Consider the following 20863-nt stretch of genomic DNA (forward strand, 5'->3'; position numbering starts at 1 on the left):
ATAGCGCCGGGCAGTTACTGCTTACCACGTCGCCTTATGAGCCAGCCAGCGTTCCTGAAGCGCACTCAGTTGCTGGGCATTGGTTTTCCAGCGATGCGTAGCCTGCAGCTCATCGCGGGTAAACCTGCCCTGATGATACAACTGCGTCACGCGCTCTGACCCGACCGGGATCAGGTTATCCAGCACACTGATGGCTCCCTGACGCTGATTGCAGACCAGAATCATGTCACAACCGGCAGAAAGGGACTGCTGCGCCCGCTCCGGATAGCTTCCCATCACGGCGGCGCCCTCCATTGAGAGATCGTCAGAGAAAATCACGCCGTCAAAGCCCAGCTGCTCGCGCAACACAGTTTTCAGCCAGTAGGGCGAACCACTGGCGGGCAGCGGATCCACGTCGGTGTAGATGACGTGGGCAGGCATGATGGCATCCAGCGCCTGCTCAGTAATCAGCTTGCTGAAGATCGCCATGTCATGCTCACGCAGCGTTTTTTCGTCGCGCGGATCGCGTGGCGTCTCTTTATGCGAATCGGCGCTCACCGCACCATGTCCCGGGAAATGTTTGCCGGTGGTCTTCATGCCCGCCTCGTGCATCCCCGCAATAAAGCGGCGGGCGACGGCAAGGGCAATGGCCGGATCGGCGTGGAAAGAACGGTCACCAATCGCGGCGCTGATATGACCAATGTCGAGTACCGGCGCGAAGCTGATATCGATATCCATCGCGATCATCTCGGCCGCCATCTGCCAGCCTGCCTGCTGCGCCATCTCACCTGCGGTTTCTGCATCGTGAAGCGCGGCGAAGGATTGCATCGCGGGCAGTTGGGTGAAGCCGTCACGGAAACGCTGAACGCGTCCGCCTTCCTGATCCACCGCCACCACCAGCCGGGAATGAGAGGCGGCGCGGATTTGCCGCACCAGTTCGGCCAGCTGCGCCGGATCGTGATAATTCCGGGCAAACAGAATTAAGCCGCCGACCAGCGGGTGCTTAAGGATATCGCGCTCTTCGCCATCCAGTTCATAGCCTTCGACGTCAAGCATCAGAGGGCCGGGTAAATGTGATCTCATAACCTTAATCCTGTAGCGTTACGCTGCTGCATAACGCGATTAAATCTGTTCCCAGCTCTGTCGCGCCAGCTGGTGTAATGTTTCGTCGTCGCCCTGTCCGGCACGGAGCTGATACCAGCTGGCCATCAGTAACCGCAGCCAGGGTTGCCAGCGTCTGACCTGCTGCACCAGCACGGGAAGCGGCAGCTGCATCGCTGCGGCATAGTCTGCCAGCCAGCCGGCCTGATGCTGCGGATCGCTGGCACAGACGGCCGCCAGCTCAAGCGCCACGTCGCCATCGGCGGCATATTCCCAGTCGATCAGACGCAGTCCTTCAGGACCCTGTATAACATTTCCGGCATGCAGATCCATGTGCAGCGGGGCCAGCCTGAGGGGCCGGGGTTCACCCTGTTGCGTCAGCCGCCTGAGCGCCCGTAGCCAGCGGTAATGCCGCTGTGGCGTCAGCTGCCAGTAGTGCCATAACAGGGATAACATCGGCAGACGATAGCCGGTCAGCGGCTGTTGATGCAGCTGTTGCAGCAGCGCCACGATCTGCGGACGCTGCTGGCTGAAGCGTTGTTCATCCAGCGTATCGCCCGCGCACCAGGTCAGAATGATCCCCTGACGATGGCCCGCCACGGGCTGCGGAGCCAGACCGCTGGTTCGCAGCTTCTGTAACAGACGGAATTCGCGCTGCCGATCCACAAACGGAATGGCCGGTTGCGGTGCCGCCCGCGCGATAAAAGTGCCGCGCGGGCTGACAATCTTCTGGCTGTGTCCGGTCAGACCCGCCAGCGGCATTATGGATGCCCTTTCTGGTTCTGGTTCGCCGGTGATCTGCTGAATTAACCGCTGGAAAGCCGGATTAATTCTGTGCAATGCCGTTGCCGGACCAGATGATCTCGCCGGTCTGAACCAGCATCAGCTGCATCTGCAGGGTCGGTGCTTTAACATCGCCGCGCGCGTTGCTGTAGAGCACATACTGCGCGTTAACGTTGCGCGCCAGGCCGATCGCTTTGCTGCGCGAGTTCAGGCTGTCATCCGGCGATAATCCCAGCGTCTGCTTTGCCTGCGCCAGTTGATCGGCAGAGACCAGGGTGAATTTACCGTTATTAGCCAGCGCATTCTGGATAGCCGCTGTGGCTTTGTCGCTTTGCAGCGCGCCATTGGTACTGTTTTTAATCCGATCTACCAGCAACACGCTGCCCGGCTCGGCGCTGGCGGCCTGTAACATCTGGGCCACCAGCGGCTGAACGGTCGCATCCCAGTTGATAGTGACCAGCTTCGGTGGCTGCGGCACAGGCTGAGGTTGCGGCACGGGCTCAGGTTGCGGAACAGGCTGCGCTGGCTCTGCAGGCTGGGTCGGTTCAACCGGTGCAGGCTGCTGTTGCTGTTTCAGGACACAGCCGGTCAGAATGAGCGCCATCAGGAGCGTTCCGGTACGATTAATACTGCGTATCACGATGAAAATCCTTAAAGATAGAGATAAAGACGAACCTTGCTGGCAGTCAGGTTACCCATTTGCGAAGCGGCGACAATGCTGCCCTGCGGTGGAACGGTGACGGTCTGCGCCGGTTCCTGCGGGGTGATTTCCAGCCCTTTGTCGTCGTACCAGTAGTAACGATAGTGCACAACAACCGGTGTTTCGCGCTGATTATAGAGCACGCTGGTGGCACGTTTCAGTCCATCGTTCTCATCCAGCGTCGGCTCATCGGTGATGATCCCTGCTGACAGCACAGAGGACTCCATCACCAGTGACTGTGAGGTATTGATCATTGGTTTATCACTGCTACAGGCCGTCAGGCAGAGCAGGATCGGCAGGCCAGTCAGCCAGGATCGCATAGCACGTTTCCGTTATCAGTTAGAGAGCATCGGACCCAGCGGTTCACCGCCCAGCAGATGCATATGAATGTGATAAACCTCCTGACCACCATGTTGATTGCAGTTCACAATCAGACGATAACCATTTTGATCGATGCCTTCCTGACGGGCGATTTTCGCCGCCGTGGTAAACATGCGGCCCAGCGCGTGCTCGTGCGCCGCTTCCGCCTCGTTGACCGTTGGGATCAGGACATTCGGCACGATTAAAATATGGGTCGGCGCTTTGGGCGAAATGTCGCGGAAGGCGGTGACCAGCTCGTCCTGATAAACCACATCAGCGGGGATTTCGCGGCGGATAATTTTACTAAAAATGGTTTCTTCAGCCATGGTGCAATTCCTTTAGCCTGAGTCGTAATCAATCAGTATGCGGGAGAAATTTGTTTTCTTTCAACCTCAGGACCACTTTTCTTGCATTGTTCGCCTGCCTTTGCAGCAGCCCCTCACGCCCCTGCCCGAAACGTCGTTATGAATGGCAGTAAAGCAGCCGTCATCACAGAAAAATGAAACGCTGTTTTATAAATTAGAATTGCACCACCCTTTTCTTTATCTGATTGCCACTTCAGCGCCAGCGCTTGCCAGATTGCGAAGGTTTAGCCCCTGCGTCAGCTCTACTTTGCTAATCAGTCCGGATGAGATGTCCGGCATCACCAGGGATAAACCGCCATACATTATCAAGGAGCATCAGACATGCGCTCACGTAAAATTGGTCTTGGCCACTATCTGGCCTATGGTTCCGGAGATTTTCTCGGAGCGGGCACCACGGCGCTGACTGCCGCCTGGTTGCTCTATTTTTACACCACCTTCTGTGGATTAACCCCGATTCAGGCCACGCTGATCTTCGCCGCTGCCCGCGTGCTGGATGCCGTGGTCAGCCCGCTGATGGGCTTTCTGACCGATAACTTCGGTTCAACCTGGCTGGGCAAACGCTTTGGCCGCCGCAAATTCTTTATCCTGCTCGGCATACCCTGTGTATTCAGCTATAGCCTGATGTGGGTCAGTGACATGAGTTTCTGGTGGTATCTCTGCACTTACCTGCTGTTTGATATCGTCTACACCATGATTCTGGTGCCTTATGAAACGCTGGTGCCGGAAATGACCGACGATTTCAAACAGAAGACCCGCTTCTCCGGTGCGCGCATTGGCCTGGCACAGCTCTCTGCCATTCTGGCGGCGTTTCTGCCCGGCATCCTGCTGGGAATGCTGGGCAAAGATAATCCGGACTCCTTTTTCTACGCCAGCCTGGTCTTCTCGGTGATTTGCGCGCTGGTACTGACGCTGGTGTGGTGCTTCACCTGGGAGCGTCATCCGGATGACTTTTCGGCTGAATCACGTCGTGCCGATCAGGAGAAGCAGCAGCTGACGCTGATGCAGAATATCAAACGGCTCTATGTCGAGCTGGCCTCCACCTTACGTATCCGTATCTTCCGCCAGCACCTTGGCATGTATCTCGGCGGTTACATCGCCCAGGATGTGTTTAACGCCGTCTTCACCTGGTACGTGGTATTTGTGCTGATGCAGAGCGCGCAGGTCGCCTCCAGCCTGATGGGCACCATGGCGGTCTTACAGTTTATTGCCGTGATGGTGATGATCCCGCTCTGCATCCGTATGGGACCGGCCCCGGCCTATCGTCTGGTGGTCATCCTGTTTGGCCTCGCGGCGCTCTCTTATGCCGGATTGTGGTATGCCGGAATGAACGACAACATGTCGCTGCTGCTGGTGATCTCCGCCGTCGCAGGGCTGGGACGTGGCGGCATCAATTATGTGCCATGGAACACCTATACCTATATCGCCGATGTGGATGAGGTGATCACCGGTCAGCGCCGCGAAGGAATCTTTGCCGGCATCATGACTCTGACGCGAAAAGCGTCGCAGGCTGGTGCCGTCATGCTGGTCGGTATCGTGCTGCAGCTCTCTGGCTTTGTCTCTGGCCAGGCCACTCAGGTACCCGGCGTCAGCCACACTATCCTGGTGATTCTGAGCATCGGCACCCTGGCCGTGCTGACCTGCGGCTTTCTCGTTTCACTGCGCTTTAAGCTGAATCTGCAGACGCACACCGTGCTGCGCCAGGAGACGCTGAAGATGCGCGACGCGGGCCGCATCGTGCCGGAGAGCATCACCCCGGAAGCGCGTGGCATTGTTGAAACACTGGCTGGTATGCCTTACGAGAACCTGTGGGGGAACAACAACATTGGCTTCCTCAATCGCAACAAGCCCGCACCAGCAAAACTCGCCGCACATTCCGCTCTGACCCCTTCTTTAAACCCGACCTTAAAACGACAGGAATAACCCATGACTGTATTTCCCGTTAAACACAGCAAATTATTGTGCCAGCCTGAGCATCTGCTGCCGCGCAGCGAACTGGTACAGCTGATTCAGAAGCTGACACAAAATCTGGTTAACATCACCGATGAAACAGGCGAATTTCTGTTGCGGCTGGACGATGGCCGGGTGATTGATACCAAAGGCTGGGCGGGCTGGGAATGGACACACGGCATCGGTCTGTATGGCATGCTGCACTACTATCAGCAGACCGGCGATCAGCAGACGCTGGCGATCATTGATGACTGGTTCACTCAGCGTCTGGCGGAAGGCACGCCGACCAAAAATGTGAACACCGCCTGTCCCTTTCTGACGCTGGCCTGGCGCTACGAAGAGACCGGTAACGCGGCTCTTCGGCCGGTACTTGAGCGCTGGGCCGAGTGGATGATGTATGAGATGCCGCGCACCGAACAGGGCGGCCTGCAGCACATTGTCTATAACAACGAAAACACGCAGCAGCTCTGGGACGACACCCTGATGATGAGCGTGATGGCGCTGGCTAAGATTGGCCAGTTGCTGAAACGCGATGAGTGGGTTGAGGAAGCAAGCTACCAGTTCCTGCTGCACACCCAGTATCTGATGGATCGCAAAACCGGTTTATGGTTCCACGGCTGGAACTTTGATGGCCGCCATAACTTTGCCGACGCGCGCTGGGCGCGCGGCAACAGCTGGGTGACGATTGTCATTCCCGACTTCCTGGAGATGATGAACTGGCCAGAACATCACGCGACCCGCCGCTTCCTGCAGCAGGTGCTGGAGAGTCAGGTCAGGGCACTGAAGGCCTGTCAGCACAGTAGCGGATTGTGGCATACCCTGCTCGATGATCCACACAGCTACCCGGAAGCCTCCGCCACCGCCGGGTTTGCCTATGGCATTCTGAAAGGGGTGCGCAAGCGTTACCTGCCCGCTGAGTATCGTGAGGTGGCAGAAAAGGCGCTGCGCGGCGTAATGGCCAATATCGATGAGGATGGCGAGCTGAAGCAGGTCTCCTTTGGTACCGCGATGGGCAGCAATCTGGATTACTACCGGACGGTTCCCCTGACCTCCATGCCTTACGGACAGGCGATGGCCCTGCTCTGCCTGACCGAGTATCTGCGCATTTACCTCTGAATCCCGGCCAAAAAAAAGCCCCGCTTAGCGGGGCTTTTTCATCTCAGTACATCATTACATGCTGCGGATGTAATCATCCATATCGGTTTTCAGGTTATCGGATTTGGTTCCGAAAATTGCCTGTACACCGGAACCGGCAACCACTACGCCACGGGCGCCGAGGTTTTTCAGTTCAGACTGATCCACTTTCGCCACATCGGCGACGCTGACACGTAAACGGGTGATACAGGCGTCGAGGTTAGTGATGTTCTCTTTACCACCAAACGCGGCCACCAGTTTGCCCGCCATCTCAGTACCGGTCGCAGTAGATTGCTCGCTGCTGCTGCTCTCTTCACGGCCAGGCGTTTTCAGATCCAGCTTCGCGATCAGAACGCGGAACACGGTGTAGTAAATCAGGCCGTAGATGATACCGATAATCGGGAACAGCCAGATTTTGCTGCTGTTACCGCTCAGCACGATAAAGTCGATCAGACCGTGTGAGAAGCTGGTGCCATCACGCATGCCGAGCAGGATACAGATTGGGAATGCCAGACCGGCCAGCAGCGCATGGATCACATACAGGATCGGCGCGACGAACATGAATGAGAATTCAATCGGTTCGGTGATACCGGTCAGGAACGAGGTCAGCGCAGCAGAGATCATGATGCCGCCGACTTTGGCACGGTTTTCAGGTTTCGCTGAATGCCAGATAGCAATCGCTGCCGCTGGCAGACCGTACATTTTGAACAGGAAGCCGCCAGAAAGTTTACCTGCGGTCGGGTCACCTGCCATGTAGCGCGGGATATCGCCGTGGAACACCTGACCTGCCGCATTGGTGTATTCACCAATTTGCATCTGGAAAGGAACGTTCCAGATGTGATGCAGACCAAACGGCACCAGTGCGCGCTCAACGACGCCATAGATACCAAAGGCCACGACCGGGTTCTGATAGGCAGCCCACTGTGAGAACTCCTGAATCGCGGCACCAACCGGTGGCCAGATAAACGAGAGCAGCACACCCAGCACAATCGCCGCCAGGCCAGAGATAATCGGCACAAAGCGTTTACCGGCGAAGAAGCCCAGATATTCTGGCAGCTTGATGCGGTAGAAGCGATTGAACATGTAAGCGGCAATGGAACCGGCGATGATGCCGCCCAGTACCCCGGTGTCGGCGAGGTGTTTAGCCTCGATCTCCGCCGCAGGCAGATGCAGCACCAGCGGGGCAACGACCGCCATGGTTTTCACCATGATGCCATACGCAACAACCGCTGCCAGCGCCGAAACGCCATCGTTATTGGTGAAGCCCAGTGCCACACCGATAGCGAAAATCAGCGGCATGTTGGCGAACACCGAACCACCCGCTTCTGCCATCACATGCGAAACCACTGCAGGTAACCAGCTGAAGTTGGCTGAACCGACCCCTAACAAAATCCCGGCGATCGGCAGAACCGATACCGGCAGCATCAGCGATTTACCGACCTTTTGAAGGTTGGCAAAAGCATTTTTGAACATAGCGTGAAGCTCCTGAGTATGAGTGCATATTTGCGCAGTGCGCGTGGCAAAGAGGGAGGATTCTTTGCCGGGCTGGCGGTGACCGCCTTTTGATTTATTACGAAGGGTAAAATAAATCCCGTTTTGTTACTTTGACGGCTATCACGTTTCGACAATCACAAGTGCGCACTTTGCGAAATTTCTGACTGATCCGTTCAGGTAATCGGCGATAAAAAGCTGACCCTGTCTGAAAAAACAGGGTCATATAAGCAGGTTACAGATTAATTACAGAGGCTGAAATAAAAGCCTGTCAGGCGCCCAGCTTGCTCATGGGAATATGAAACAGCGTGGAGAAGTTCTGAGTGGTGGTGGCGGCCAGTGTTTCCATATCCACGCCTTTTAAAACCGCCAGATATTCGGCAACATCGCGCGTATAAGCGGGCTGATTCTCTTTGCCACGGTAAGGCACCGGTGCCAGATAAGGCGAATCTGTTTCGACCAGCATCCGATCCAGCGGCACATAACGGGCGGCTTCGCGCAACTGTTCAGCATTGCGGAAGGTTACGATGCCGGAAAAGGAGATGTAGAAGCCCATATCCAGCAGTTTCGCGGCAGTAGGCTGATCCTCAGTGAAGCAGTGCAGCACCCCGCCGCAACGCTCAACCTGCTCTTCACGCAGAATCGCCAGCGTATCTTCGCGCGCATCCCGGGTGTGAACGATGATCGGTTTGTTCAGCGCGATACCGGTACGGATATGTTCCCGAAACGAGCGCTGCTGCTGTTCTTTGGTTTCTGGCTGATAGTGATAATCCAGCCCGGTTTCACCCAGCGCCACAACCTGAGGATCGGCAGAGAGCAGGCGAAACGCCTCAACGTCATAGGCCTCTTCCTGATTCAGCGGATGCACGCCACAGGAGAGCGCAATATTTTTTCGATCGCCAACCAGACTTTTCAGGGTGTGAAAACCGGGCAGCGTGGTGGCGATGGCCAGCATAAATTTCACATCACGTGCCGCCGCTTTGGCAATCACATCATCAAGGTCGCGATGGTTCTTTTCATAGTCCAGGCCATCGAGATGGCAATGGGAATCCACAATAAACATAATGACTCTCAGATAGGTTTAGCTGACCAGCGCAGGTTTCTGTTTATCCGCCCAGCTCAGGAGCTGATCGGTCAGCAATAATTCGCGATTGACTGACGCCACATGCAGTAACTGCTCGCGACAGCACATCCACTCCTGGGTGCTGCTGTTGAGCGCGCTGGCTGAAAAGTATCCGGCCAGCAGCTGCACCACATCCTGGCGATCGATATTACTCAGCCACTGACCGGCATTTTGCTGCCATTTCATCGCATCCAGCAGCAAAGAGAGCAGCCAGCCGATTCGCGCTGCGGCATCGTCCGCGTTCAGCGCAGGCAATAGCTGCAGGATATCCTGCTGCAACGCCGCGGGCAGCGCATCACAGAGCTTCTGGCGAGCCTGCCACGGACCGTTTTCCAGCAGGCTGAGTGCCGCACCGGGTGCGCCTGCGCTGAGGCGCAACGCTGCCAGCAGCATCTGCTCATCGTGCGAAGACTGCTTCTTCAGCCAGAGCAGACTTTGTCCTTCGTCCGGTGGCGTCAGATGCAGCGTCATGCAGCGGCTGCGCAGCGTGGCCAGCAGCCGTGAGGGATCACGGCTGCTGAGGAAGAACCAGCTGTTGGCAGGCGGCTCTTCCAGCGTTTTCAGCAGGGCGTTGGCTGCCGCTTCCGAAAGCTGTGCGGCATCCGGCAGCCAGACGACTTTCGCACCACCCTGCTGACCAAAGTGATACATCTTTTCCGTTACCTGGCGCACCGCATCGATGCCCAGCGTACTTTTGCCCTTCTCAGCTTCCAGGCGATACCAGTCAGGATGGGTATTGGCCTGCATCAGCTGACAACCGTGGCACTCTCCGCAACTTTTCAGGCCATCCCGCTGCTGGCACATCAGCCAGCGGCTCATCCCCCAGACCAGCGCCTCATCGCCCATGCCAGCCATCGCCTGGATCAGCAACGCGTGATGCGCGCGATTCTCCTGATGCTGGCTAATCACCTGACGGTAGGGCTGATTCAGCCACGGATACCAGTTCATCACGCCTGCTCCGCCAGCCAGCTATCCAGCGCCGTCTGAAGTGATGTGGTCACATCCGTCAGTGACTGAGTGGCATCGATTGTGAGGATGGTGGGATCCTCTGCGGCCAGCGCCAGATAGCGCGCGCGGGTGCGTTCAAAAAAGCGCAGCGACTCCTGCTCGATACGATCCAGCTCACCACGCGCACGGGCGCGCTGCAGACCGATGTCCGGTGTCACATCCAGATAAAGCGTCAGATCGGGGTGGAAATCTCCTAAGACGGCATCGCGCAGCGTCTGCATCAGTTCGCTGTCGAGTCCCCGGCCGCCGCCCTGATAAGCCTGAGAGGAGAGATCGTGACGATCGCCAATCACCCAGGCGCCACGAGCCAGCGCCGGTTTAATCACGGTCTCCACCAGCTGAACCCGCGCCGCATAGAGCATCAGCAGTTCCGCTTTGTCCGTCACCTGCTCACCCTCAATCCCCTGCTTGACCAGGACCCGCAGCTGCTCAGCCAGCGGCGTGCCGCCAGGCTCACGGGTAAAGACCAGATCGGTAATGCCACGGGCATGCAGCGTGGCGACGATGGCATCACGCGCAGTGGTTTTTCCGGCGCCTTCCAGGCCTTCAATGACGATAAACTTACTGTTCATTTTTTTCCTTCAGCGTCTGCCGGTAAACCTGCACCGCCTTGTTATGGCTGGCAAGATTGGTGGTAAATGTATGCCCGCCCTTGCCGTCTGCAACAAAGTAGAGATAGTTGGTTTTCTCGGGATGGGCCGCTGCCTGAAGTGAGGCTTTGCCCGGCATGGCGATCGGGCCAGGCGGCAGACCGTTAATGATGTACGTATTATACGCGCTGGCGGTCTCAAGATCTTTACGGGTCAGCGTGCCGTTATAGCTGTCGCCCATGCCATAGATGACGGTGGGATCGGTCTGTAACCGCATGCCGGTGCGCAGGCGATTGATAAACACCGAGGCTACGCGCGCGCGCTCTTCGCTGACGCCGGTCTCTTTCTCAATGATCGAGGCCATAGTCACCAGATCCTGTGGCGTTTTATAAGGCAGATTATCCGCCCGTCCCTGCCACACCTCATCAATGGTTTTTTTCATCCGCTCATGCGCGCGCTGCAGCAGCGACATATCGGTGGTGTTCGCCGTATAAAGATAAGTATCCGGGAAGAAGTTGCCCTCCAGTTGCTCAGGATCCACTTTGAGTGCGCTGGCAAGGGTGGCGAACTGATCGTCTTTCAGGGTGTGGCGGATATAGGGCGCTTTACGCAGCTCACTCAGCCACTCTTTCAGCCGCTGACCTTCCACGAACCGCACCGGGAACTGCGCCTCTTTGCCGCTGGCCAGCAGCTGTAACAGCGAGCGTACCGTCATGGTCGGCTCAAGCCGATAGGTGCCCGCTTTGAAGGTCGCCAGTTCCGGCTCCAGACGCAGCAGCGCACCAAACCAGAGGCTGTGCGGAATGATCTTTTTCTCTTCAAGCTGCGCTTCAAGCGCGACCCGGCCCGTGCCGGCGGGCAGTGTGTAGATCGTTTCCTGCTGAATGGTTAATGGGGTGGCCGCAAACTGCTTAACCTGCCAGTAACTCAGCACCGCCGCGAGACCCACAATCGCCAGCAGGCCGACGAGAATTTTTTTGCTTCGAATCATGATGCATCCATTATCTTTTCACAGCTTGCCTGCAGCTGATTAAACAGCGAGCGCTCAGTAAACTGTACCGCTTCAATCTGTCGGACCGGCAGAACCGGCATCAGCGCGTTACATATCACCACTTCATTAGCGGCGAGCAGTTGCGCCGGTTCGCTTTTTACAACCTGGCAAGCCTGACCTGCGGCAGCGAGTTGCGCCATCAGACTCCGCCGCATAATGCCATCCACCCCTGACGCTGAGAGATCGGGCGTGAAAATCTGCGTACCCTGACGCCAGAATAAATTGGCCGCACAGCATTCCACCACCCAACCTTCAGTGTCAAGCACCAGCGCCTCGTCGGCGTCTGTCTGGTCAAGATGAGCACGAATCATCACCTGCTCCAGGCGATTAAGGTGCTTGATACCGGCAAACTGGGGGTTGCGCGCCAGACGGATCGGGCTGAGCCGGAGCGACGCACCCCGCTGCTGTAGATCGGCGTAGTGTTGCGGCCACGGCGCCAGCGAGACGATTCGCGTGGGTTCACCACAGCCGTGTCGGCTGTAACCCCGTCCGCCGCTGCCCGCGCTGATGATGACTTTCAGCACCGACCGGGTTTGATCCTGCGCGGCCTGTTTCATCTCTGTCTCAAGCTGATGCCAGTCCACGCCACCCATCCATAACCGCGCACAGCTCTCTTTGAGGCGCTGGATGTGGCGCTCCAGCAGCACAATTTTACCCTGGCGCACGGCGGCGGTAGTAAAACAGCCATCCCCGAACTGCAGGCCGCGGTCGCTGGCGGCAAGCGTCGATTGTTTTAACCCGTTAATCCACATCGTTATCTCCTGAGCGTGACCCGTGATTTCAGCGCATTTTGCAGGATAAAAAAAGGCCCGCATCGCGGGCCTTTTTAGCAATCTACAACGATTACACTTTACGGAAAATCAACGAACCGTTGGTTCCGCCGAAACCGAAGGAGTTACACAGCGTGTACTCCAGTCCAGGAACCTGGCGCGCGGTGTGAGGGACGAAGTCGAGATCGCAGCCCTCATCCGGATTATCCAGGTTAATGGTCGGTGGAATGGCCTGGTCGCGCAGAGCCAGAATCGAGTAAATCGATTCCACAGCGCCTGCGGCACCCAGTAAGTGTCCGGTCATTGATTTGGTTGAGCTGACCATTACGCTGCTGGCTGCTGCCCCAAAGACCGATTTCACCGCCTGCGCTTCCGCTTTATCACCGGCTGGCGTGGAGGTACCGTGCGCGTTGACATAGCCGATCTGCTCTGGCGTAAGCTGAGCATCACGCAGCGCATTGATCATTGCCGCCGCGGCACCTGAACCATCTTCTGGTGGTGAAGTCATGTGGTAGGCATCGCTGCTCATACCAAAACCTACGATTTCTGCGTAGATTTTTGCACCACGTTTCTTCGCATGTTCGTACTCTTCGAGTACGACAATACCCGCGCCGTCACCCAGCACAAAACCGTCACGATCTTTATCCCACGGGCGGCTGGCCGCTTGCGGGTTTTCGTTACGGGTTGAGAGAGCACGTGCGGCACCAAAACCACCGACGCCTAAAGGCGTACTGGCTTTCTCTGTGCCACCTGCCAGCATCACGTCAGCATCGTTATAGGCGATGATACGTGCGGCATGACCGATGTTGTGCACACCGGAGGTACAGGCTGTCGCGATAGAGATGCTTGGACCTTTCAGGCCATACATGATGCTGAGATGACCCGCCACCATGTTAACGATGGTTGAAGGCACAAAGAATGGGCTGATTTTGCGCGGGCCGCCGTTGACCAGTGAAGTATGATTCTCTTCAATCAGACCTAAACCACCGATGCCGGAGCCAATTGCTGCGCCCATACGGCCTGCGTTTTCGTCGGTAATCACCAGACCACTGTCCTGCATGGCCTGCATACCGGCCACAATGCCGTACTGGATGAAGGCATCCATCTTGCGCTGATCTTTGCGCGAGATGTAGTCATCACAATTAAAATCTCTTACCAGACCTGCAAAACGTGTTGCATAAGCACTGGTATCAAAATGGTCGATCAGGGTAATGCCGCTCTGACCGGCAAGGAGAGCACTCCAGGTAGACTCTACGGTATTGCCGACAGGAGACAACATGCCAAGACCAGTCACAACTACACGACGCTTAGACACGTTCGTCCTCCAGGGAGGGGAAATAGGGAACTATGTGGGACAAACAAAAAAATCAGGCGGTCGAGCGACCGCCTGAAGATATTCATTAGCCTTTATGGCTATTGATATAGTCGATCGCTGCCTGAACGGTAGTGATTTTCTCAGCTTCTTCGTCTGGAATCTCAGTATCAAACTCTTCTTCCAGAGCCATCACCAGCTCAACGGTATCAAGAGAATCGGCACCCAGGTCTTCTACGAAAGATGCAGAGTTGGTGACTTCTTCCTCTTTCACACCCAGCTGCTCACTGATGATTTTCTTAACGCGTTGTTCGATATCGCTCATACTATTTAATTTCCTATCAAAACTCGCTTACGCGATGGTTTTCGTAGTGTATAAAATGGTGAAAAAGATGCAACAAAATCCCGGCTGGTCGAACCACGATTTTGCGTTATTTTGCGGTTTTAACCGCAAATAAAGCAAATGATTTCGTGATTTATCAGACCATGTACATTCCGCCATTGACGTGCAGCGTTTCACCTGTGATGTAGGCTGCTTCGTCAGAGGCTAAAAATGCAACAGCATTGGCGATTTCCTGAGCATCGCCTAAGCGACCCGCAGGCACTTCCGCCAAAATACCGGAACGTTGATCTTCGTTCAGTGCCCGCGTCATGTCAGTCTCAATAAAGCCTGGAGCCACGACGTTGACGGTAATGCCACGTGACGCGATTTCGCGCGCCAGTGATTTGCTAAAACCAATCAAACCCGCTTTTGCTGCCGCGTAGTTTGCCTGGCCCGCATTACCCATGGTTCCAACAACGGAACCAATGGTGATGATACGGCCCACGCGCTTTTTCATCATGGCACGCAGGACCGCCTTAGAAAGGCGGAATACCGATGTGAGGTTGGTATCGAGGATATCCGCCCACTCATCGTCCTTCATGCGCATGAGGAGATTATCACGCGTAATGCCTGCATTATTGACTAAAATATCCACTTCGCCAAATTCAGCGCGAATATTCTCTAAAACGCTGCTGATTGAGTCAGCGTCAGTCACGTTCAGTAACAGGCCTTTGCCCTTGTCGCCAAGGTAAGCACTGATGGCGTCGGCGCCACTCTGGCTGGTTGCAGTACCCACAACTTTAGCGCCACGTGCCGCCAGGGTTTCTGCAATCGCACGACCAATGCCGCGACTCGCGCCGGTAACCAGCGCAACTTTACCTTCAAAGCTCATGATTTTCCTCTTATTCCTTACCGAGTGCAGCCGCTAGGGATGCGGTATCGTTAACGGCAGCCGCAGTGAGGCTATCGACAATACGTTTCGTCAGTCCGGTCAGGACTTTACCTGGACCCATCTCCAGGAGCTGCGTCACGCCCTGTGCTGCCATCGCTTCCACGCTCTCAGTCCAGCGAACCGGGCTGTAGAGCTGACGAACCAGCGCATGGCGGATGGCCGCAGCGTCGATCTCAGCTTTCACATCGACGTTGTTGATCACGGGCACCGCAGGTGCATTAAACGTAATGCTTTCCAGCGCAACCGCCAGTTTATCGGCAGCAGGCTTCATCAGTGCGCAGTGAGAAGGCACGCTGACCGGCAGTGGCAGGGCACGCTTAGCGCCCGCGGCTTTACAGGCAGCGCCTGCACGCTCAACGGCTTCTTTGTTACCCGCAATGACCACCTGGCCTGGCGAATTGAAGTTAACCGGTGAGACAACCTGGCCCTGCGCGCTCTCTTCACAGGCTTTACGAATAGCCGCGTCATCCAGGCCAATAATCGCCTGCATCGCGCCGGTCCCTTCTGGCACCGCTTCCTGCATCAGTTTGCCGCGCAGTTCAACCAGCTTCACTGCATCAGCAAAGTTAAGCACACCCGCGCAAACCAGCGCTGAATATTCACCCAGGCTGTGACCGGCCATCAGGACAGGTTTTTCACCGCCCTGCTGCTGCCAGACACGGTAGATGGCCACGGAGGCGGCTAACAGCGCAGGCTGAGTCTGCCAGGTTTTGTTCAGCTCTTCAGCCGGACCCTGACTGACTAACTGCCACAGATCATATCCCAGTGCGTCAGAGGCTTCACGGAAGGTCTCTTCAACCCGCGGATAAGTCGCTGCTAATTCAGTCAGCATGCCCACGGTCTGTGAACCCTGACCTGGAAAAACAAATGCAATTTGCGTCATCTTTCGTTCCTGTCAATCAAAAGCGAACCAGTGCAGAACCCCAGGTGAATCCACCACCAAAGGCTTCCAGCAAAATAAGGTGTCCGGGTTTGATGCGGCCATCACGAACCGCTTCATCCAGTGCGCTTGGCACCGATGCGGCAGAGGTATTGCCATGACGATCCAGCGTGACGACCACTTTATCCATGGTCATGCCGAGTTTTTTCGCGGTGGCGCTGATGATGCGCAGGTTAGCCTGGTGCGGCACCAGCCAGTCCAGCATTTCGCGATCGAGATTATTGGCCTGCAGCGTTTCATCAACGATGTGAGCCAGCTCGGTAACGGCGACCTTGAAGACTTCGTTGCCTGCCATGGTGACATACGCAGGCTGATCCTGATGGGCACGATCCTGATAAGGCAGCGTCAGCAACTGGGCGTAGCGACCATCAGCATGAAGATGGGTAGAGATAATCCCCTGCTCTTCGCTCTGACCCAGCACGACCGCACCCGCGCCATCACCAAACAGGATGATGGTGCCGCGATCTTCCGGATCCAGTGCGCGCGCCAGGACATCAGCGCCAATCACCAGAGCATGCTTAACCGCGCCATTTTTGATGTATTGATCGGCCACGCTCAGTGCATAGGTGAAACCTGCACAGGCGGCAGCGAGGTCAAATGCCGCGCAGTCTTTGATCTCCAGCATTTGCTGGATCATGCAGGCGGAGCTTGGGAAGGCGTGGCTGGAAGAGGTTGTGGCGACAATGATCAGCCCAATCTCGTTCGCGTCAACGCCGGCCATTTCAAGGGCGCGTTGCGCCGCGCTGAATCCCATGGTGGCGACGGTTTCGTCAGGCGCTGCAATGCGGCGCTCACGGATGCCGGTACGGGTAACAATCCACTCGTCCGACGTCTCCACCATTTTTTCCAGATCGGCATTGGTGCGAACCTGGCTGGGCAGATAACTGCCCGTACCGATAATTTTGGTATACATCTAGACTTTGTCACTCCTGGCTAATACAGCATCAAGGCGCGCAGCAATTCGCTCGGGAATTTGCTGCCTCACCGCCTGCTCTGCCTGTTCTATCGCCACGGCGAACGCGTGTTGATTTGCTGCGCCGTGACTCTTGATCACTGTTCCGCGCAATCCTAACAGACAAGCGCCATTGTATTGGTCAGGGTTGAGTTGTCCGAAGCGCTTCGCCAGACGTTTCCGGATTAAGCGTCCCAGCAACTGAAGCCACCATGACCGTTTTTTACCTTCCCCTGATGAATTCAGCAGAGAAAGAAACATTCTTACCACGCCTTCCATGGTCTTCAGCGTGACGTTTCCGACAAAACCGTCACAGACCATCACATCCGTTTTACCGGTGAGCAGCTCGTTACCTTCAAGGTAACCAATATAGTTGATTTGCGGTGATTCTCGCAGCACTACCGCGGCATCGCGGATGGTTTCCAGCCCTTTGGTCTCTTCATGACCAATGTTGAGCAACGCGACACGGGGCCGTGGAATACCAAGCACATGCTCAGCCATCACCGACCCCATCACAGCAAACTGCACCAGCATCGCACTGTCTGAGTCAACATTCGCACCCAGATCCAGCACCACGGTTTTACCCTGTTGCTGATGCGGTAAAACGGACATCAGCGCCGGACGTTTAATGCCATCCAGCGGTTTTAATAAGAGTGTCGACAGCCCCATCAGCGCACCGGTATTTCCGGCGCTGATGCAGGCCTGAGCACGTCCCTCTTTGACCATTTCCAGCGCCACGCGCATTGAACTGCCGCGACTGTTCCGGATGGCCTGAGCGGGCCGCGCATCACTTGCAATAACCGATTCGGCAGGGATCACCTGCAAACGCCCCGTCAGGGAGGAATCCGCTTTGGCAAGCAATGGCGTGAGGGTGTCGGGATGTCCGACCAGAAGAAGGAATAGTTCCGAATGAGAGGCCAGTGCCTGCAATGCTGCAGGCACTGTCACGCAGGGACCGAAGTCCCCGCCCATGGCATCAATCGCCAGGGTCAAACGTGTCAAGGTATCGCCTTGCTAAGCAAGAAACTTACTTAACGATAACCTTGCGACCGCGGTAGTAACCGTCCGCAGTGATGTGGTGACGCAGATGAGTTTCGCCAGAAACTTTATCTACTGACAGAGCAGCAGTGGTCAGCGCATCGTGCGAACGACGCATACCACGCTTAGAACGGGTGGGTTTATTCTGTTGTACGGCCATGGACCTTACTCCTATTACTTACGCTTTAAACTGGCTAATACGGCAAATGGATTTGGTTTCTCCGCCTCAGGAGGCAGTTTGCCAAAGACCATGTCCGCCTCGGACACTTCACAGTGTTCAGAATCGTGCACCGGAACGACCGGCAGTGCGAGAATCAGTTCATCCTCGACAACCGCCAGCAAATCGATCTCACCAAACTCGTTGACATCGACCGGCTCGTACGCTTCCGGTAATGCCTCGGCCTGCTCTTCAGAAGAGACAGGGCTGAAGCAATAACTCACTTTTACGTGATGGGGAAAGGTCTGGTTGCAGCGCTGGCAACGCAACGTCACGTGTACTTCAGCAGTACCCGTCAGTACCGCCAGACGTTGGTTATCAACCGCAAACGACATGGCACAATCCACATCACTGTCCACACTAACGACCGACTCGGCCACACGCTCCACCTGTACAGATGTGTAGACACCCTGATAATCAAGGCGCTTCTGAGCGGTGCGGACAGGGTCCAGCGTTAGGGGTAATTTTACCTTTTGCATAGGGCGCGCATATTAACTTTGTAATGTCATAGAGTCAAAGAAAAAGGCCGTTAAACAGCATCTTTCAACCACTATTCGCATCCAGTGCGGCGCACAGTTTAAAATGACTGTCACCAATTCGCTATTACTATTGAAAAAAAATGACACCCTCGATTCTTTTAGCTTCAACTTCGCCCTTCCGGCAGGCATTACTGCACAAGCTGGGCCTGCCTTTTATTACCGCTGCGCCTGAGGTGGACGAGACGCCCCAGGCAGGTGAAACCGCAGAAGCGCTGGTGATTCGCCTGGCCACAGCAAAAGCGAAGGCGCTGGCAAAAACGCATTCCGGCCACTGGATCATCGGTTCTGATCAGGTCTGTGTGCTCGACGGCCAGATTACCGGAAAGCCTCATACGGCTGAGAATGCGCGGGCGCAGTTACGTGCCGCCAGCGGTAAGGCCATTACTTTTTATACCGGCCTGGCCCTTTTCCACCCGGACAGCGGCCAGCTGCAGCAATGTTGCGAGCCCTTTGTGGTGCATTTCCGCGCGTTAACCGACGCCGAAATTGCCGGGTATGTGGAAAAGGAGCAGCCGCTTCAGTGTGCAGGCAGTTTTAAAAGTGAAGGTCTGGGGATTTGTCTGTTTGACCGGCTGGAAGGTCGCGACCCCAATACACTGATCGGACTGCCGCTGATTGCACTGAATGAAATGCTACTGAAGGCCGGCATCAACCCTTTAACGAGCTGATGCCGGAAGGCGATTACGCTTTCATCTGACGCAGTTTATTCAGGCACTGCTGCAGCCCATTATCCAGTGGCGCTTCGACCCGCATCACTTCGCCGGTGCCAGGATGGGTGAAGGTCAGCGCCGCTGCGTGCAGGAACAGGCGTTTTAAACCGGTTGACGCCAGCTGACTGTCAAAGTCACGTTCGCCGTAGCGATCGTCGAAGGCGATAGGATGGCCGGCATGCAGCGTATGCACACGAATCTGGTGGGTGCGGCCGGTGACCGGACTGGCTTTTACCAGCGTGGCAAACTCAAACCGCTCTTCCACTTTAAAGCGGGTTTCCGACGCTTTGCCTTCGCTGCTGACGCGAACCACGCGCTCGCCGCTCTGCAGAATATTTTTCAGCAGCGGCGCCTGAACCACTTTCAGGTGTGACGGCCAGTTGCCGCGCACCAGGGCGAGATAATCTTTCTGCATCCCCTTTTCACGCAGTTGCTCATGCAGGGAACGCAGCGCCGAGCGTTTTTTTGCGACCAGCAGGATACCGGACGTGTCACGATCCAGGCGATGCACCAGTTCCAGGAAGCGTGCTTCAGGCCGCAGGGCACGTAATCCTTCAATCACACCGAAGCTGAGTCCGCTACCGCCATGCACGGCGGTGCCGGAAGGCTTATTCATCACCAGCAGCGACTCATCTTCAAAGAGGATGGCATCTGCCAGTGAAGCCACTTTCGCCAGTTTGGGAGAAACAGCATCTTCGTCGCGTTCCGCGACCCTGACCGGCGGAATGCGTACCTCATCGCCCTCTTCAAGCTTGTACTCGGGCTTGACGCGTTTTTTATTCACCCGCACCTCGCCTTTGCGTACGATGCGATAAATCATGCTCTTTGGCACACCCTTGAGCTGGGTGCGCAAAAAGTTATCAATGCGTTGTCCGGCATTTTCAGCCGTGATGGCGACAAAATGTACGCTGGGATTCTCTGTTTTCATGGCGGCGATTCTAAATAGTGTCCCCTGATAGCGCCACCCCTTTTTCTGTGCTTAACTCAGGCGTTGATGTGGCGGCAGATCGCCTCTCTGCTGACTTTTTCAGCAAAGTGCTGTTTTGTCCGACACATTAGCGCTTTAAATGTAAAGAAACTTCACAAGCTGGCTAAAGTCGCCTTGCTATATGAAGGTTAGCAATGGAATAATGTTTGAGTTTCTTACCTGAAGCATTTCAGGGCAGAAAACGAGCGAAATTGTCATTTTGCCGGATTGAGCAGACACGCAGCAATGGCGTAAGACGTAATGCGAAATCAGGCACTTAGCGGGCTGCGGGTTGCGGCCTGGACAACAGTATGGGGTGCACGGGTTTTCTTTATCCTCTCAGGCATTTCCACTATCTGGTGCTGTTTTCCCTTATGAAAAACAGGCCACCGACGTTATTTGCGCCCCTCGCGCGGTCGACAGCCGTGAGGTTGACGACATTGCACTAAGTCACGGGGCCATCGGTTGATACTCGTCCAGGGTAACTATGCCCGCAGCTGTAATCACTCATG

At 55.9% G+C, this 20863-nt stretch carries 23 protein-coding genes; 3 read left to right on the plus strand and 20 right to left on the minus strand.

Features of this window, described 5'->3' with window-relative positions; all coding sequences use genetic code 11:
* Positions 1-21: 21 nt before the first annotated feature.
* From nagZ to hinT, 5 genes are all read right to left on the minus strand, one after another.
* Positions 22-1062, minus strand: coding sequence for a beta-N-acetylhexosaminidase (gene nagZ / locus PU624_RS15395; protein ID WP_283545686.1), 1041 nt, complete (start codon positions 1060-1062; stop codon positions 22-24).
* Positions 1063-1101: 39 nt separating this feature from the next.
* Positions 1102-1842: a thiamine kinase gene (gene thiK / locus PU624_RS15400; RefSeq protein ID WP_283545687.1), complete on the minus strand. Its 741-nt coding sequence runs from the start codon at positions 1840-1842 to the stop codon at positions 1102-1104.
* A gap of 64 nt (positions 1843-1906) precedes the next feature.
* Positions 1907-2503 (minus strand): penicillin-binding protein activator LpoB, encoded by a 597-nt coding sequence (gene lpoB / locus PU624_RS15405; protein WP_283545688.1) that lies wholly within the window; start codon positions 2501-2503, stop codon positions 1907-1909.
* 11 nt (positions 2504-2514) lie between these two features.
* Complete coding sequence (locus tag PU624_RS15410) at positions 2515-2883, minus strand: YcfL family putative periplasmic lipoprotein (protein WP_283545689.1); 369 nt, start codon at positions 2881-2883, stop codon at positions 2515-2517.
* A gap of 15 nt (positions 2884-2898) precedes the next feature.
* A complete protein-coding gene (gene hinT / locus PU624_RS15415) occupies positions 2899-3249 on the minus strand; it encodes a purine nucleoside phosphoramidase (RefSeq protein ID WP_009090851.1) in 351 nt (116 codons plus the stop codon).
* A 360-nt stretch (positions 3250-3609) separates the two neighbouring features.
* On the opposite strand from hinT, the gene PU624_RS15420 reads away from it, so the two are divergent.
* Together PU624_RS15420 and bglB are read left to right on the plus strand one after the other, a co-directional pair.
* Positions 3610-5208 carry an MFS transporter gene (locus tag PU624_RS15420; RefSeq protein ID WP_283545690.1) on the plus strand — a complete coding sequence of 533 codons (1599 nt, stop codon included), beginning with the start codon at positions 3610-3612 and terminating at the stop codon, positions 5206-5208.
* A 3-nt stretch (positions 5209-5211) separates the two neighbouring features.
* The gene (gene bglB, locus PU624_RS15425) at positions 5212-6351 is read left to right on the plus strand and encodes a beta-galactosidase BglB (protein WP_283545691.1); all 1140 of its coding nucleotides are present in this window, start codon (positions 5212-5214) and stop codon (positions 6349-6351) included.
* A gap of 54 nt (positions 6352-6405) precedes the next feature.
* Here the strand turns inward: bglB and ptsG are convergent, their stop codons facing one another.
* The 14 genes from ptsG to yceD all read right to left on the minus strand — a co-directional run bounded on the left by ptsG (position 6406) and on the right by yceD (position 18614).
* Positions 6406-7842, minus strand: a complete 1437-nt coding sequence (ptsG, locus tag PU624_RS15430) for a PTS glucose transporter subunit IIBC (RefSeq protein ID WP_283545692.1) — start codon at positions 7840-7842, stop codon at positions 6406-6408.
* A 289-nt stretch (positions 7843-8131) separates the two neighbouring features.
* Positions 8132-8923, minus strand: coding sequence for a metal-dependent hydrolase (locus tag PU624_RS15435; RefSeq protein ID WP_283545693.1), 792 nt, complete (start codon positions 8921-8923; stop codon positions 8132-8134).
* An 18-nt stretch (positions 8924-8941) separates the two neighbouring features.
* Entirely contained in the window at positions 8942-9931 is a 990-nt protein-coding gene (gene holB / locus PU624_RS15440) for a DNA polymerase III subunit delta' (protein WP_283545694.1), read from the minus strand.
* The gene (gene tmk / locus PU624_RS15445; RefSeq protein WP_283545695.1) at positions 9931-10563 is read right to left on the minus strand and encodes a dTMP kinase; all 633 of its coding nucleotides are present in this window, start codon (positions 10561-10563) and stop codon (positions 9931-9933) included. The genes holB and tmk overlap by 1 nt, the downstream gene beginning before the upstream one ends.
* Entirely contained in the window at positions 10553-11572 is a 1020-nt protein-coding gene (gene yceG, locus PU624_RS15450) for a cell division protein YceG (protein ID WP_283545696.1), read from the minus strand. The genes tmk and yceG overlap by 11 nt, the downstream gene beginning before the upstream one ends.
* A complete protein-coding gene (gene pabC / locus PU624_RS15455) occupies positions 11569-12384 on the minus strand; it encodes an aminodeoxychorismate lyase (protein ID WP_283545697.1) in 816 nt (271 codons plus the stop codon). The genes yceG and pabC overlap by 4 nt, the downstream gene beginning before the upstream one ends.
* Before the next feature lie 91 nt (positions 12385-12475).
* Positions 12476-13717 carry a beta-ketoacyl-ACP synthase II gene (gene fabF, locus PU624_RS15460; RefSeq protein ID WP_283545698.1) on the minus strand — a complete coding sequence of 414 codons (1242 nt, stop codon included), beginning with the start codon at positions 13715-13717 and terminating at the stop codon, positions 12476-12478.
* 85 nt (positions 13718-13802) lie between these two features.
* Complete coding sequence (gene acpP / locus PU624_RS15465; RefSeq protein WP_003849865.1) at positions 13803-14039, minus strand: acyl carrier protein; 237 nt, start codon at positions 14037-14039, stop codon at positions 13803-13805.
* Between the two features lie 154 nt (positions 14040-14193).
* Positions 14194-14928, minus strand: coding sequence for a 3-oxoacyl-ACP reductase FabG (gene fabG / locus PU624_RS15470; RefSeq protein ID WP_090962216.1), 735 nt, complete (start codon positions 14926-14928; stop codon positions 14194-14196).
* Between the two features lie 10 nt (positions 14929-14938).
* On the minus strand, positions 14939-15871 hold the full coding sequence (gene fabD / locus PU624_RS15475) for an ACP S-malonyltransferase (RefSeq protein WP_283545699.1): 933 nt from the start codon (positions 15869-15871) through the stop codon (positions 14939-14941).
* A gap of 16 nt (positions 15872-15887) precedes the next feature.
* Positions 15888-16841 (minus strand): beta-ketoacyl-ACP synthase III, encoded by a 954-nt coding sequence (locus tag PU624_RS15480; protein ID WP_003849868.1) that lies wholly within the window; start codon positions 16839-16841, stop codon positions 15888-15890.
* On the minus strand, positions 16842-17882 hold the full coding sequence (plsX, locus tag PU624_RS15485) for a phosphate acyltransferase PlsX (protein WP_283545700.1): 1041 nt from the start codon (positions 17880-17882) through the stop codon (positions 16842-16844).
* Between the two features lie 25 nt (positions 17883-17907).
* A complete protein-coding gene (gene rpmF / locus PU624_RS15490) occupies positions 17908-18078 on the minus strand; it encodes a 50S ribosomal protein L32 (protein ID WP_003849870.1) in 171 nt (56 codons plus the stop codon).
* Positions 18079-18092: 14 nt separating this feature from the next.
* Entirely contained in the window at positions 18093-18614 is a 522-nt protein-coding gene (gene yceD / locus PU624_RS15495; protein WP_283545701.1) for a 23S rRNA accumulation protein YceD, read from the minus strand.
* A 140-nt stretch (positions 18615-18754) separates the two neighbouring features.
* On the opposite strand from yceD, the gene PU624_RS15500 reads away from it, so the two are divergent.
* Positions 18755-19342 carry a Maf family protein gene (locus PU624_RS15500; protein WP_283545702.1) on the plus strand — a complete coding sequence of 196 codons (588 nt, stop codon included), beginning with the start codon at positions 18755-18757 and terminating at the stop codon, positions 19340-19342.
* Positions 19343-19355: 13 nt separating this feature from the next.
* Here PU624_RS15500 and rluC read toward each other — a convergent pair whose 3' ends face one another.
* Complete coding sequence (gene rluC / locus PU624_RS15505) at positions 19356-20312, minus strand: 23S rRNA pseudouridine(955/2504/2580) synthase RluC (RefSeq protein WP_283545703.1); 957 nt, start codon at positions 20310-20312, stop codon at positions 19356-19358.
* Positions 20313-20863: the final 551 nt, after the last annotated feature.

It is taken from the genome of Pantoea sp. Lij88 (genome assembly GCF_030062155.1).
GTDB lineage: Bacteria > Pseudomonadota > Gammaproteobacteria > Enterobacterales > Enterobacteriaceae > Pantoea.